Raw genomic sequence first — 13238 nt, 5'->3', positions numbered from 1 at the left:
TTACCGACGTTGCCGATGACAGCCGCCCACGAGCCTTCTTCCCCGCCGTCCCTCGACGCTTCCCCCGGCCGCCCCGCGGCGCGCCTGATCCTTGCGCTGCTGCGCGAAAGCCGTGTGTCGCTCACGCTGGCGCTCACCGCCTGCGTGCTGAACGGCGTCGCGAGCGTGCTGCTCGTCGCGACGCTGAACCGTGCGCTGTCGCAACCGGGCGCCGCCGATGCGTCGCTCGCGTGGCGCTTCGCGCTGTGCGCGGTGATCGCGCTCGTCACGCGGATCGTGTCGGGCACGCTGTTCGCCCGCCTGTCGCAGGACACGATGGCGCGGCTGCGCGTGCATCTGGCGCGGCGCGTCGGCGCGGCCGAATTGCGCGACATCGAGCGGATCGGCGCCGCGCCCGTGCAGTCGGTGCTGACCGACGACGCGACCAACGTGTCGATGCTGTTCTTCGCGCTGCCGAACCTCGTCATGCACGGCTCGATCGTGTTCGGCTGCCTCGGCTATCTGGCGTGGCTGTCGTGGCCCGTGTGCCTGCTGGCGCTGGCCGCGATCATCGCCGGCTCGCTCGGCTATCACACCGGCGACCGCCGCGCGATCGCGTCGCTCGAAGCCGCCGGCCACGCGCAGGACCGCCTGTTCGGCTATCTCGGCTCGCTGTTCTCCGGCGCGAAGGAACTGAAGCTGCACGACGCGCGCGCCCGCCAGTTCGTCGACGGCCAGCTCGGCGCCGCGATCGGCGAAGTGCGCGACCACCGCCGCCGCGCGTTCAGCGCGTATGCGGTCGGGGTCGGCTGGATCATCTTCCTGTTCTACGTGTTCCTCGGCGTCGCGTCGTTCTGGCCGCAGCTCGGCGTGCATGCCGACCCGGCCGCGGCCGCCGGCTACGTCGTCGTGTTCCTGTTCATGCTGGTGCCGCTCGACGGCCTGCTGAACAACCTGCCGACCGTCAACGCGGCGCGCGTGTCGCTCACGCGGATCGAAGGCGTGATGGCCGAGTTCGGCGCGCTGCGCACGGTGCCGCCCGCGGCCGATGCGCCCGACGTGCCGCCGGCCGGCGCCGTCACGCTGCGCGGCGTCACGCACGCATACTTCCACGAACGCGACGAACGGATGTTCAGCATCGGGCCGATCGACCTGACGATCAAGCCGGGCGAGCTCGTGTTCATCGTCGGCGGCAACGGCAGCGGCAAGACCACGCTCGCGAAGGTGCTGACGGGGCTCTACGAGCCCGAGCAAGGCACGATCGAGGTCGACGGCCGCACGATCGGCTGGCGCGAGCGCGCGGCCTACCGGCAGCGCTTCAGCGCGGTGTTCAACGATTTCCACCTGTTCGATGCGCTGCTCGGCATCGTCGATCCCGACGATCCGTCGCGTGCGCAGGCCGATGCGCGAGCGAACGCGCTCGTCGCGAAACTCGCGCTCGATCACAAGGTGAAGGTGGTCGACGGCGCGTTCTCGACGCGCGCGCTGTCGACCGGGCAGCGCAAGCGGCTCGCGCTCGTCGTCGCGTACCTGGAAGATCGTCCGTTCTACCTGTTCGACGAATGGGCGGCCGACCAGGACCCGTCGTTCAAGGCGGTGTTCTACGAGCAACTGCTGCCGGAGCTGCGCGCGCGCGGCAAGGCCGTGATCGTGATCACGCACGACGACCGCTACTTCGATCTCGCCGACCGTCTGCTGAAGCTCGACAACGGGCGCATCGTCAGCGACACGCAACCGGCGCGCCTGCGTGCGCAGGATGGCGTCGATGCGCTGAGCGCGTAACACGACGACAGTCGATGAAAAAATCGCCGGCACGCTGCAGTGGCAGTGTGCCGGCGATGGTCGTTTCAGCGGGGAATTCAGCCGCTGACGTGTGGCGACCAAGAAAGGCGGACGCCATGCGTCGTCGGGCCGATCACAACGCCCTGCCCGTCAAACGTCGCATCGCCTGCGGCTCGACGCGCACCGCGCGCTCAACGCACGGCCGGCAGCTTCAGCATCGTATCGGTCATCACGTCGGCCAGCTTCAGCGCCGACATCGGCCCGCCGAACCCCCAGATGTTGCGTTCGATCAGCGCGATCCGATGGTCCTTCAACGCGGGCACGAAGCGCCACACCGGCGAATCGAGTTTGGACGACAACGGCACGTCCATCCCCGACGCGGTCACGAACAGCACGGCGAGGTCGCGCTGCCGCAGCAGATCGGCCGACGTCACGTACAGCGTGCCTTCCCGCGTCGGCTTCTTCGGCCACGGATCGAGCCCGAGCGCCCGCGCGAGGCCCGCCGACGTGCTGTTGCCCGTATACGCCCAGTAACGATCGGGCAAGCCGAGATCCTGCAGCAGCGCGACGCGCTCGCCGTGGCGGCCGGCGGCCGCGAGCCGCGCCGCGTTGCGCGCGATGCCGGCGTCGAGTTGCGCTTCGACTGCCTGCGCGCGCGCGTCGCGCCCCGTCACCGCACCGATCGTCCGGAAGATCTGCCGCATCCAGTCGAGCTGCGTGACCGGCACGCCGCCTTCCGACACGTTCGGGCTGAACTGGAACAGGATTGTCGGCGCGATCCGGTCGAGTGCGTCGAAGATCGGCGCATGCCGGAAGCCGACGCCGATGATGAGATCCGGCTTGACCGCCGCGATCGCCTCGAGTCCCGGCTCCTGCCGCGAGCCGATGTCGGTCACGTGCGCGAGCTGCTCGCTGCGGTAGCCGAGCCAGCCCGGGTAGAACGCCGTATCGGCCATCCCGGCCGGCACGAGGTCGAGCGCGATCACGCTTTCCGCGAACATGAAGTCGAGCGCGACCACGCGCTGCGGCCGCACGGGCATCTTCGCGCTGGCCTGCGACACGACGGGATTGCCGGCCAGCGACACGGCGCCCTGCGCACCGCGGGCATCCCCGGCCACGGAAACGGAACCGGCCGCCGCCGCGGAAAACGCACCGCAGCACACCGCGCCGAGTGCCGCCGCGAGCGCGCCGAGCGCATGCCGGCGGCCGGCGTGCGTCACCGGATCGCGTCCTGCTCGGCCAGCGCCGCGTCGTCCATCGTCAGTAGCAGGGGGCAGCTTCCACACAGTTGCGTTTCTCCAGGAATTTCGTAGCGCAGACAGCACACGCGGCGCGCGCGAAACGGCGTCGGCAGCAGCGGCGAGCGCGGCACGGCATCGCGCACGGGCATGCGCAGCGGATTCGATTCGCCACGCATGCAGGTCGAACCGAACAGCCAGTGCGCGTCGCCGACGGGATCGGCCGCGCACGGCCACGAACGACAGGTATCGAGCAGGTAGTCGAGCAGATTGCCCGCGTTGCTCCACAGCACGCGCGGCGTGACGCGGCCCATCGCCGCGAGCAGATCGATCACCGCGCCGAGATGCGCGATCAGCCCCGCATAGCGCGGCGCGGGATCGTCGCACGGCGCGCCGAGCGCATCCGCCGCGAAATACAGCGCGGCCGGCATCCCGTCGTCGAGCGCGACGAACGTGCGCTCGGGCGTCATGTCGAGCGGCCGGCCGAGCGTCAGCGCGGCGACGACACCGGCCGGCGCCGCGCGGCCGAAATAGTATTTGCTCCATTGCGACATCAGCGCGCGCGCATGCTGCGCCGGATCGCCGCCGTAATGGTCGACCATCGCGGCGAGCACGGCGTCGCGGTGCGCGGGCAACGCGCTGACGGGCACGACGACGCGGCCCGGCCCACGCGCGTCGTCGGGCATGCCGAGCCACACGACGTCGAGGTGTTCGGCGAACGGTGGCGGCGCGAACGCCGAAAAGCGCGTGGCGCGCGCGCCGTCGAGCGCCGGCGTCATCGTCCCGCGCGCCGGGCGCGGCGCCCCTCGAGAATCAGCAGCCCGAGCAGGTACGGCGCGCCGATCAGCGCGGTCAGCACGCCGGCCGGCACTTCGCGCGGCGCGACGACGGTGCGCGCCGCGAGATCCGCCAACCCGAGGATCAGCGCGCCGCACGCCGCCGCGAGCCAAAGCCGCGTGCGATGCCGGCGCGCACCGAGCATCGTCGCGACGTGCGGCGCCATCAGCCCGATGAAGCCGACCGGCCCGACCGCCGCGACGGCCGCGCACGCGGCGAGCGTCGCGATCGTCAGCGCGAGCGGTCGCAGCGCGGCCACCGGCAGGCCGAGCGCGGCCGCCTGGTCGTCACCGAGCGCGAGCATGTCGAGCGGTTTCGCGAGCCATGCGAACACCGGCACCGCGAGCACGCACCACGGCAGCAGCATCGACACCTCGCCCCAGCTGCGGCCGTACGTGCCGCCGACGAGCCACACGACGAAGCGCGCGGGCTGCACGCTTTCCTGCGTGATCAGCCATTGCGCGAGCGTGGTCCACAACGCGCCGATCACGATGCCGGTCAGCGCGACCGCGAGCGGCGCGTAGCGATGCCGGTGATTCAGCGCGAGCGTGATCGCGAGCGACAGCCCGCCGCCGATCAGCGCGGCGGCGGCCAGCGTCACGTGGCCCATCAGCGGCCACGTCGACAACGCGAACAGCGTGACGAGCCCCGCGCCCTGCGTGACGCCGAGCACTTCGGGGCCCGCGAGCGGATTGCGCACGACGCTCTGCATCGCGACGCCGCTGACCGCCAGCAACGCGCCGGCGAGCAGCGCGCACAGCAGGCGCGGCATGCGCAGGTCGATCAGCATGCGCGCGAGCGCATCGTGACCGGACAGTGCGGCGAACCAGCGCGCGGGCGACAGCCACTCGGGGCCGGCCGACACGCCGACCCACACCACCAGCACGCCCGCCACGACGAACAACGCGGTGCGCAGCGGCCAGCCGAGCCGTTCGAGCCAGCCGACGAGCCGCGTCGCGCCGCCGCCCGCCGCGCGTTCGGCATCCGCATGCAGCACGCCCGACCACGCGGCGCCGCGCCGGATCATCGCGAGCATCAGCGGCGTGCCGACCAGCGCGATCGCGACGCCGGTCGACAGCGTCGCGTCGAGGCCCGACGCGAGCACCGCGCTGTCGGTGACCAGCACCAGCGCGCCGCCGGCGAGCGCCGACAGCGGCACCAGCACGCCGAGCCGCGCCGCGCGCGCGCCGCGCACCTGGCGCAGCAGGTTCGGCGCGACGAGGCCGACGTACGATAGCGGGCCCGCGATGCTGACGGCCACGCTCGTGAACGCGACCGCGACGATCGTCGCGGCGAGCCGCGTCGCATCGACGCGCACGCCGGCCGCGGCCGCCGCATCGTCGCCGAGCGCGAGCGGATTCAACGGCCGGATCACGAACGGCAGCGCGGCGAGCGGCACGACGAGCCAGCGCGCGGCGAGCGCGAGGCCCGTCGCGCCCGGCTGGTACAGGCTGCCGTTGGTCCACAGCGCGGCGCCCGCGATGTTCTGTTCGAAGAACGCGAGCACGAGCGTCGACAGCGCGGCGAACAGCAGCATGCACACACTGCCGGCAAGCACGAGCCGCAACGGCGTCGCGCGCCAGCCACCCGCCGCGACGATCGCGCACGCGGCCGCCGCGAGCCCGCACACGAACAGCAGCGGCACCGACGCGACGCCGGCCAGCGCCGGCACCAGCATCGCCGCGAGCAGGCCGAGCTGGGCGCCGCCCGTCACGCCGAGCAGGTCGGGCGACGCGAGCGGATTGCGCGTGAGCGACTGGAACAGCGCGCCGGCGATGCCGAGGCAGCCGCCCGCGACGAGCGCGGCCGCGACGCGCGGCAGATTGAGGTCGAACAGGAACACGTGCGCAAGCGACGCGGCATCGCTGCCGGGCGCCGCGTCCCACCACACGCGCAGATCGGGAGCAATCCGCAGCGCCGCGAGCAGCGCGATCGACGCGACGAGGCCGCACGCAATCGCGCCGGCCCGCCCCGTCGTCGTCCCCTTGCCGGTCGCCGCGAGGCGCTTGCGCATCGCGAACGTCGTCATACCGCGAGATCCCGGTCGAAGACGGCGGACGCCTGCGGCGCGCCGTCGGTCGACGGTCCGTAGGCCGGTACGCACATCGGCGCACCCGTCTGCGGATGCGCGAGCTTCAGCATCTCGACGCCGAACGCCGCGCGCAACCGCGCCGGGTCGAGCATCGCGTCGGGCGTGCCCTGCGCGACGAGACGGCCCGCGCGCATCAGCACGATCTCGTCGCTGTACGCGGCCGCCTGGTTCAGGTCGTGCAGCACCCACACGATCGTCAGTCCGCGTGCGCGGTTCAGCGCACGCAGCGCATCGAGGATGTCGAGCTGGTGATGAATGTCGAGATAGGTCGTCGGCTCGTCGAGCAGCACGATCGGCGCCTGCTGCGCGAGCGCCATCGCGATCCACGCGCGCTGGCGTTCGCCGCCCGACAGCGCGCCGACGTCGCGCTCCGCATCGTCCGCGAGGCCGCTCGTGTCGAGCGCTTCGTCGATCGCCGCCTGATCAGCCCGCGACAGGCCGCGCAGGAAGCCGCCGTACGCATAGCGCCCGTACGCGACGAGCTCACGGACCGTGAGGCCCGACGGAATCTGGTTGAACTGCGCGAGCATCGTCAGCTCGCGCGCGAGCGCGCGACGGCGAAACGACGCGAGCGGTCGGCCGTTCACTTCGACATGGCCGGCACGCGCGGGTTGCAGGCCCGCCAGCGTGCGCAGCAGCGTGCTCTTGCCGCAGCCGTTCGGTCCGCACAGCGCGGTCACGCGGCCGGCCGCGATCGACAGGTCCAGCCCGTCGATCACGACATGGTCGCGATATCCCACCGACAGCCCGCGCGCGGCAAGCGCGGCGGTACTACGCGTCATCAATCCTCCGTTCGGTCGCGCGGGACCGTGTAACTCTGCGCCATCGCGACGACGACCTTGCGCGGCCCCTCGAACGGGTCGCGGGCATGCGCGGTCAGCATGTTGTCGAGCATCAGCACGTCGCCGGTGCGCCACGGGAACACGATGCGCTGCTGGTCGAGCACGCCGCGGATCTGCGCGAGCGCGTCGGCTTCCAGCGGTTCGCCGTCGCCGTAATACACGTTGCGCGGCACGTTCTCGAGCCCGACCGCGTCGACGAGCGCTTCCTGCATGTCGTCGTCGAGCGCCGACAGGTGAAACAGGTTCGCCTGGTTGAACCATACGCGGTCGCCGGTGCGCGGATGACGCGCGACAGCCTGGCAGCGTTCGCGCGTGCGCAGCAGCAGTTCGCCGTCATCGTCGGTGCGCCACGCGCATTCGATGCCGCGCGCCGCGCACATCCGCTCGACCTCGGCCGGCTCGTCGGTGCCGAACGACTGCTGCCACGGCAAGTCGAGCCCCTGCCCGAAATTGCGCACGTACAGCAGCTCGCGCTTCTCGAAGCGCGCGACGAGCGCCGGATCGAGCGCGCGGTACACGGCACGGCTGTCCGCGATCGGCGTCGCCCCGCCCTTCGGCGCGGCAAGCGCGCAGTGGAACCAGATCCGCAGCGGCCATTCGCGCGTGTACGACTGCTCGTTGTGCAGCGGAATCGCGCGGTGCGGCGGGTATTCGGTCGACGTGTAGACCGCGCCTTCGACCTGGCTGCGCGGCGTCGACGCGTATTCATAGCCGATCAGCGGATCGCCGAACGAGGCCGCGAATTGCTGGAACGCATCGATCGACGGCACGTGAAAGCCCGTGAACAGCACGCCGCCCGCCCGTTCGAGCGTGTCGGCCGCGATCTCGCGCGCCAGTGGCGCGACCTCGTCGATCGACATCCCGTCGTTGCCGCGCGGCGACACGACGGTGGGCAGCCCCGGCTCGATACGCAGGTCGTCGAGCGTCGGCAACGAAAGCAGGGTCATGCAACGTCCTCTTCAGGTGGCGCGCCGCACACGCGGCGCAGCAGATCACGACGCGCGCGTCGCGCGCTCGCCGTCCATCGCGCGGCGCAGGCTCGCGGGGCGCATGTCGGTCCAGACCGTCTCGATGTGCGCGAGACAGTCGGCCTTCGGGCCGCTCACGCCGACTTCGCGCCAGCCGGCCGGCACCGGCCGGAACGTCGGCCAGATCGAATACTGTTCTTCGTCGTTGATGACGACCGTATAGACGAGATCGTCGGTGTCGGCGGAAGGCGTCGGGGCTTGCGTCATGATCGGAAATCGCTGGGCGGTTGAAGGAGGCGAAGCGGCGGATTCGGCCGCTCCTGTCTGATAGACGGTTGGCCGGCGCGTTTTTTTACCGCCGCCGCGCACGGCCGCCCAGGAACACCGGACAGGCGACGCCGCGATGGCACGCGTCGAGGCATTCCGCGCAGTGGCGCTCCGCGTCGCGCACCATGAAATGCACGAGCGTCTGCGACACGTTCAGCGCGCGCGCCGCAGTCTGCAGCGTTTCCTCGCGCAGCCGCACCATCTCGAACGCCGCGCGGCTGCGCGCCGGCAGGTCGTCGAGGGCGGCCCACACGCGCCGCAGCGTGTCGCGCGTCATCAGCGCGGCTTCCGGCGTCGGCTCGGGCGACGGCACGTCGAAGCCGTCGTCCTCTTCCGTGTGATAGACGTTTTCGAGGTTTTGCCGACGGCACGCATCGATCGACGCGTTGCGCACCATCCGCGTCACATAGGCGACCGGCTGGCGCACCGCGTCCTGGTTCGGGAATTCGACGAGCTTCACGAACACGTCGTGCACGACGTCTTCCGCGCGGCTCGCGCAGCCGACGAAGCCGCGCGCGACGTTGACGAGCATCGCGCGATGCGAGATCAGCACGTCGAGCAGCGCGCCCTGCGCGCGGGGCTCGGACGCCCGGCGCGCACGCGGCGCGGCGCGCGGCGGCAGGTCCGGATAACTGCCGAGGAACGGGTTTGCCGCTGCCGCCGCCGGTCGGTCGAGCACTTCCGCCATGGCCATCGATCTGCTCCGTCAAATTCCGAGATAGCGCAATTTAACGTAAACGCAAATCATTCTCAATCCGATTACAGGATGACCCTTTCGGTTGTCAGGATTTGTCTGAACAATGATCCGAATCGTTGCCGGAGCGGACATGGGTGCGTCTGCGCCGCGCGGACGGTTCGCACGCCGCCGACGCATGCTTTCATGTTCCTGACGAACCGCCCGCCCGTGTCATCGGCGGTAGCAACTTCTTACCACGTGAAATTTTGGGGGCTCGTACGATCGACCTGCCGTTTCCAAGGGAGAACGACATGAAAGCCATCGTGTTATCCGCAGTCATGGTGGGCGCGCTGTCGAGCGTGATGCTCGCCGGGTGCGTCGCCTACCCCGGCCCTGCCGAAGTCACGATCGGCTGGCATGGCGATCGTTACTGGGACGGAAATCGCTACTGGGAGCGCCGCGACTGGGAAGCCCGGCATGCCGGCCCGCGTGACGACCGCGACCGCCGCGACGATCGCCCGGATGACCGCCGCGACGATCAGCGGCCGCAGTGGTGATGCCGCGACGCGCCCTTGATCCATCATTCGACGACAGGACCTCGACATGAAGACGCTACTGAAAACCCTTACCGCCGCCGCCATGGCCGCTGCCATACTCGCGCCGGCCATCGCCGAAGCGCATCCGCACCGCGTGTGTCACTTCGAGCATCACCATCACAAGGTGTGCCGCTGGGTGCGTTGAGCGTCGCGCCGCCGATGCGAACAAGCGCCGCTTGCCGGCGCTTTTTTCGTTGCGAACGCCAGGCGGCGTCCGCCGCTAATCCTGCCATCGCTCCGGCGCGAGCCAGATCGGGAACGACAGGATCACCGCGAGCCCGTGCCCGTCGATACCGGCCGTCACGTCGACGGCTCCGCCATGAGACTCGGCGATCCGCGCGACCAGCGACAGGCCAATGCCGCTTCCCGGCTGCGCAGTGCCCGGCACCCGGTAAAAGCGTTCGAAAATCCGCTCGCGCTGGTCGACCGGCACGCCCGGCCCGTCGTCCGCGATCCGCAGCCTGACCCGCCCCGCCTCCACGGCGCCATCGCACGTGATCTCGACCCGTCCGCCTTCACGGCCGTAACGCAGCGCGTTGTCGATCAGGTTGCGCACCGCGATCGCGATTTCGTCGAGATCGCCCCACACGCATACCGGCTCGATCGCCACCCGCACCGTCTGCCGGCGCGCATGCGCGGCCGCATCGAAGTCGCTCGCGATCAGCGCAACGAGCCGCGCCAGGTCGACCGGCCCATGCTGCTCCGCACGCGAGCCGGCATCCAGCCGCGCCAGTTCGAGCAATTGCGCCGACAGCCGCGCGCTGCGCTCCACGCCCGTTGCCAGCCGGCGCAGCGCGGCGTCCTTGTCCGCCGGACTGTCCGCCCGCAACGCCACTTCCGCCTGCGCCGACAATGCCGCCAGCGGAATGCGCAACTCGTGCGCCGCATCGCCGATGAAACGGCGCTCGGTATCGACGGCCTGACTCAGCCGCGCGAGCAGCCGATTGAACGATTCGACGAGCGGTCGAAGCTCGCGCGGCAGCGTCAGCAGCGGCAACGGCGAGAAATCGAATGCGGCCTTGTGCTGGATCGCCCGCTGAACGTCGCGCACCGGCCCGAACGACCAGCGGATCCCCCACCAGATCGCCACGCCCAGCATCGCGAGCATCACCGCCGTATTGAACAGGCCGAGCTGCACCGCATTGCTGGCCTTCTCCTGCCAGGTCGTGGCCGGCCCGCCGGTCTGCACGTGAATCCGGCCGGTCGGACCCGACAGCGAATAGACCCGCCAGGTCTCGTCGTGCGCGATCCCGCGCCCGGCGCTCACGCCGTAGCCGTCGCGCATGTCCGGCTTGAGCGCCGGCCCCGGCGCATCGGCGCTGTGCATGACGTTGCGGCCGTCGACCCAGATCTGGAACGCGACGTCGTATTTGCCGTATGCGGCTTTCGGCACCACCGCCTGCGCGCGCACTTCCGGCAGGCGATCGATCGTATCGGGCAACGACAACAGCAGCAGTTGCGCGGCGCCCTCGAGCAAGCCGTCGCGCCAGCCGCGCTGTTCGCGCCACAGGGCGATGCCGAGAAACGCGCCCCAGCCGGCCCAGAACACGACGACCGTCGCCATCACGGTCGCGAGCAGGCGGACACGCAGCGACCTCATGCTGTGCCCTCCCCGATGCGATAGCCGAAGCCGTGCACCGTCACGATCAGTTCGTCGCCGAGCTTGCGCCGCAGTTGATGGATGTACACCGCGATCGTGTTGCTTTCGATTGCGCCGTCGTTGCCGTACACGCGCTCCTCGAGCTGCGCGCGCGTGACGACTCGCCCTTGCCGCTCCATCAGCGCGAGCAGCGTCCGGTATTCGTGGATGCTCAGCGCGACCGGTTCGCCGGCGCGCGTGACTTCCCGGCGCGCCGGATCGACGTGGACATCGCGGCAAACGAGCCGCTCCGACACGCGGCCCTGGCTGCGGCGCGTCAGCGCGCGAAGCCGCGCATAAAGCTCGTCCAGCTGGAACGGCTTCACGAGATAGTCGTCGGCGCCGGCGTCGAGGCCGCGGATACGGTCGCTCAACTGATCGCGCGCGGTCACGATCAGCACCGGCGTCGCATCGTAGTTCGCGCGCATCGCGGCCAGCAGCGTGAAACCGGATGCGCCCGGCAGTTGCAGGTCCAGCAGCACCGCGTCGTAGTCGTGCCCGACGAGCGCGAGCCGTGCCGCCGGCACGTCGGCCGACCAGTCCGCGCGCCAGCCGTTCTGCGCGAGGCCAGCCCGCACGGCGTCGGCCAGCATCACATCGTCTTCCACCAGCAGGATATGCATCGGTATCGCTCCTCGAATGGCGAGGTCGCCAGCGTGACGGACCGCGATTAAAAACTTCTTAAAGCCGAAGGGCCACGATGCGTGTCGATCGCCGCATTGCCGGCGCCCTGCATCCGGCGCTTTCCCGAGAGGCCCGCCATGACCGTGTTCTGTTGTTCGATTCCGTTGCTGCGATGCAAGACGGCGCGGCGCACCCCCTTCGCGCCGGGCCGGTACGGGCCATTCTGGCATGGAAGACCGCACGCGTCGTGCACGTTCCGCGCGTCGTGCACGCGTCGCACGGGAGCGGTGCGATGAACCAGTTCGCCACGCTCGTTCCGTTCGGCCTCGCGCTGAGCCTGGCCAGCGCCAACAGCATCGTCTGCCTCGCCGGGCTGTCGCTGATCGAACGGCTGATTCCCGTGCTGCCGTCGCACGTGCTGCTCGCGATGATCGGCGTCGCCGGTGCGCAAGGTGCGTGGACCTTGCCGGAAGCGATCGTCGTCACGGTGCTCGGCAGTTTCGCCGGCTGCCTCTTTCATTACGCGCTCGGCAATCTGTGGCCGGAAGACGGCGTGCTGACCCTGCTGCGCCGCCTCGCGCCGCTGGGCAGGATGCAGCCCGCGCGAATCGACGCGCTGATCGAAGGGATCCGCGCGCGGCCCACGCGGCTCGCCCTGTGGTCGCAACTGGTGCCGTTCGTCCGGCTCGTCGCGCCGGCGCTCGCCGGATTGCTGGAAACGAGCTTCACGCGTTTCGCATCCGGCGCCGCGGCCGGCATCGCGCTATGGAACACGCTGTTCATCACGGCCGGCTATCTCGCCGCGCAAGCGGCCGCCTAGCCGCGCCCGTCATTGACCGATCGATCCACCAGGAGCCTGCCGATGCGAATCCCCGAATGGATGCTGTTTCTGCGTACGTGGTTGCGCCATCCGCGCCGGGTCGGCGCCCTCGCGCCATCCGGCCCGGCGCTCGCCGCGCTGATCACCGCGCATGTCCCGCGCGACGGCGCGTCCGTGATCGAACTCGGAGCGGGCACCGGCGTGTTCACGCGCGCGCTGCTCGCGCGCGGCGTCGCGAGCGACCGGCTGGTGCTCGTGGAAGCCGACCCTGCGTTCGCGAACGCGCTGCGGCATCAGTTTCCCGCGTTGCGGGTGATGCAGATGGACGCGGCCCAGCTCGGGATGACCGGCGACTTCTTCGGCGGGGAGCGCGCGCATGCGATCGTGAGCGGGTTGCCGCTCGTCGCGATGCCGGTCGAACGGGCCGTCGCGATCGTGCACGGCGCGTTCGTGCGCCACCTGGCTGCCGGTGGCGCGTTCTATCAGTTCACCTATGTGCCGCGCTGCCCGATTCCGGCGCGCTATCTGGAGGCGATGCGCATGCGCGCCGTCCGGATCGGCGTCGCGTGGATGAATTTTCCGCCGGCCTTCGTGTACCGGTTCGAACGGCTCGACGACGTGGCCGGCAGGCACCGGGCTCGTGCGCTGCCGTCGCTGGAGAGGGTTGTCGATGCAACGGCTTTGCGTGGTCGGGACGCGACCCGGCGCCCCGGCGCTGTGGTGCTGTCCCCGAGCGAGGGCCCGCGCGTTGGTTCGGGCCGTGCCGATTCGCATCGGCAGATAAACAGCCGAGCCGTCGAACTGTGAGCGCGGCCACC

General features: G+C 70.5%; 14 protein-coding genes. 5 read left to right on the top strand and 9 right to left on the bottom strand.

What is annotated here, in order from left to right:
• Positions 1-15: 15 nt before the first annotated feature.
• Positions 16-1761: a cyclic peptide export ABC transporter gene (locus DFS13_RS08725; RefSeq protein ID WP_006499077.1), complete on the top strand. Its 1746-nt coding sequence runs from the start codon at positions 16-18 to the stop codon at positions 1759-1761.
• 191 nt (positions 1762-1952) lie between these two features.
• On the opposite strand, the gene DFS13_RS08720 is transcribed toward DFS13_RS08725, so the two are convergent.
• From DFS13_RS08720 to DFS13_RS08690, 7 genes are all read right to left on the bottom strand, one after another.
• The gene (locus tag DFS13_RS08720) at positions 1953-2981 is read right to left on the bottom strand and encodes an ABC transporter substrate-binding protein (protein WP_111441636.1); all 1029 of its coding nucleotides are present in this window, start codon (positions 2979-2981) and stop codon (positions 1953-1955) included.
• Positions 2978-3778 (bottom strand): siderophore-iron reductase FhuF, encoded by an 801-nt coding sequence (fhuF, locus tag DFS13_RS08715; protein WP_111441635.1) that lies wholly within the window; start codon positions 3776-3778, stop codon positions 2978-2980. The genes DFS13_RS08720 and fhuF overlap by 4 nt, the downstream gene beginning before the upstream one ends.
• Positions 3775-5865: a Fe(3+)-hydroxamate ABC transporter permease FhuB gene (fhuB, locus tag DFS13_RS08710; RefSeq protein ID WP_048986560.1), complete on the bottom strand. Its 2091-nt coding sequence runs from the start codon at positions 5863-5865 to the stop codon at positions 3775-3777. The genes fhuF and fhuB overlap by 4 nt, the downstream gene beginning before the upstream one ends.
• The gene (locus DFS13_RS08705) at positions 5862-6710 is read right to left on the bottom strand and encodes an ABC transporter ATP-binding protein (protein ID WP_006486076.1); all 849 of its coding nucleotides are present in this window, start codon (positions 6708-6710) and stop codon (positions 5862-5864) included. The genes fhuB and DFS13_RS08705 overlap by 4 nt, the downstream gene beginning before the upstream one ends.
• Positions 6710-7717: a TauD/TfdA family dioxygenase gene (locus DFS13_RS08700; RefSeq protein ID WP_111441634.1), complete on the bottom strand. Its 1008-nt coding sequence runs from the start codon at positions 7715-7717 to the stop codon at positions 6710-6712. Before DFS13_RS08700 ends, DFS13_RS08705 begins: the two co-directional genes overlap by 1 nt.
• Positions 7718-7762: 45 nt before the next feature.
• Complete coding sequence (locus DFS13_RS08695; protein ID WP_006476052.1) at positions 7763-8005, bottom strand: MbtH family NRPS accessory protein; 243 nt, start codon at positions 8003-8005, stop codon at positions 7763-7765.
• Positions 8006-8090: 85 nt separating this feature from the next.
• On the bottom strand, positions 8091-8759 hold the full coding sequence (locus DFS13_RS08690; protein ID WP_006486089.1) for an RNA polymerase factor sigma-70: 669 nt from the start codon (positions 8757-8759) through the stop codon (positions 8091-8093).
• A gap of 293 nt (positions 8760-9052) precedes the next feature.
• Between DFS13_RS08690 and DFS13_RS08685 the strand changes: the two genes are divergently transcribed.
• Together DFS13_RS08685 and DFS13_RS40260 are read left to right on the top strand one after the other, a co-directional pair.
• Complete coding sequence (locus DFS13_RS08685; RefSeq protein WP_006491479.1) at positions 9053-9298, top strand: hypothetical protein; 246 nt, start codon at positions 9053-9055, stop codon at positions 9296-9298.
• 46 nt (positions 9299-9344) lie between these two features.
• Positions 9345-9482: an HHHH-motif protein gene (locus DFS13_RS40260; protein ID WP_006486072.1), complete on the top strand. Its 138-nt coding sequence runs from the start codon at positions 9345-9347 to the stop codon at positions 9480-9482.
• A gap of 75 nt (positions 9483-9557) precedes the next feature.
• On the opposite strand, the gene DFS13_RS08680 is transcribed toward DFS13_RS40260, so the two are convergent.
• Complete coding sequence (locus DFS13_RS08680; RefSeq protein ID WP_048986562.1) at positions 9558-10937, bottom strand: ATP-binding protein; 1380 nt, start codon at positions 10935-10937, stop codon at positions 9558-9560.
• Complete coding sequence (locus DFS13_RS08675) at positions 10934-11599, bottom strand: response regulator transcription factor (RefSeq protein ID WP_006486077.1); 666 nt, start codon at positions 11597-11599, stop codon at positions 10934-10936. Before DFS13_RS08675 ends, DFS13_RS08680 begins: the two co-directional genes overlap by 4 nt.
• 293 nt (positions 11600-11892) lie before the next feature.
• On the opposite strand from DFS13_RS08675, the gene DFS13_RS08665 reads away from it, so the two are divergent.
• The gene (locus tag DFS13_RS08665) at positions 11893-12420 is read left to right on the top strand and encodes a DedA family protein (protein ID WP_034201948.1); all 528 of its coding nucleotides are present in this window, start codon (positions 11893-11895) and stop codon (positions 12418-12420) included.
• 42 nt (positions 12421-12462) lie between these two features.
• Positions 12463-13227, top strand: a complete 765-nt coding sequence (locus tag DFS13_RS08660) for a class I SAM-dependent methyltransferase (protein ID WP_006499084.1) — start codon at positions 12463-12465, stop codon at positions 13225-13227.
• Positions 13228-13238: the final 11 nt, after the last annotated feature.

The organism is Burkholderia sp. 28_3, from assembly GCF_003253915.1.
In the GTDB taxonomy this organism is placed as follows: Bacteria; Pseudomonadota; Gammaproteobacteria; order Burkholderiales; family Burkholderiaceae; genus Burkholderia; species Burkholderia cenocepacia.
Note: the sequence above shows the minus strand (reverse complement) of the source record. Positions and strands in the feature narration are given on the sequence as shown.

Excerpts from the sequence above, each read along its gene's own strand:
- DFS13_RS08725 (WP_006499077.1), top strand. The coding sequence starts at position 16 with ATGACAGCCGCCCACGAGCCTTCTTCCCCGCCGTCCCTCGACGCTTCC.
- fhuF (WP_111441635.1), bottom strand. The coding sequence starts at position 3,778 with ATGACGCCGGCGCTCGACGGCGCGCGCGCCACGCGCTTTTCGGCGTTC.
- fhuB (WP_048986560.1), bottom strand. The coding sequence starts at position 5,865 with ATGACGACGTTCGCGATGCGCAAGCGCCTCGCGGCGACCGGCAAGGGG.
- DFS13_RS08705 (WP_006486076.1), bottom strand. The coding sequence starts at position 6,710 with ATGACGCGTAGTACCGCCGCGCTTGCCGCGCGCGGGCTGTCGGTGGGA.
- DFS13_RS08700 (WP_111441634.1), bottom strand. The coding sequence starts at position 7,717 with ATGACCCTGCTTTCGTTGCCGACGCTCGACGACCTGCGTATCGAGCCG.
- DFS13_RS08695 (WP_006476052.1), bottom strand. The coding sequence starts at position 8,005 with ATGACGCAAGCCCCGACGCCTTCCGCCGACACCGACGATCTCGTCTAT.
- DFS13_RS08690 (WP_006486089.1), bottom strand. The coding sequence starts at position 8,759 with ATGGCCATGGCGGAAGTGCTCGACCGACCGGCGGCGGCAGCGGCAAAC.
- DFS13_RS08685 (WP_006491479.1), top strand. The coding sequence starts at position 9,053 with ATGAAAGCCATCGTGTTATCCGCAGTCATGGTGGGCGCGCTGTCGAGC.
- DFS13_RS40260 (WP_006486072.1), top strand. The coding sequence starts at position 9,345 with ATGAAGACGCTACTGAAAACCCTTACCGCCGCCGCCATGGCCGCTGCC.
- DFS13_RS08680 (WP_048986562.1), bottom strand. The coding sequence starts at position 10,937 with ATGAGGTCGCTGCGTGTCCGCCTGCTCGCGACCGTGATGGCGACGGTC.
- DFS13_RS08675 (WP_006486077.1), bottom strand. The coding sequence starts at position 11,599 with ATGCATATCCTGCTGGTGGAAGACGATGTGATGCTGGCCGACGCCGTG.
- DFS13_RS08665 (WP_034201948.1), top strand. The coding sequence starts at position 11,893 with ATGAACCAGTTCGCCACGCTCGTTCCGTTCGGCCTCGCGCTGAGCCTG.
- DFS13_RS08660 (WP_006499084.1), top strand. The coding sequence starts at position 12,463 with ATGCGAATCCCCGAATGGATGCTGTTTCTGCGTACGTGGTTGCGCCAT.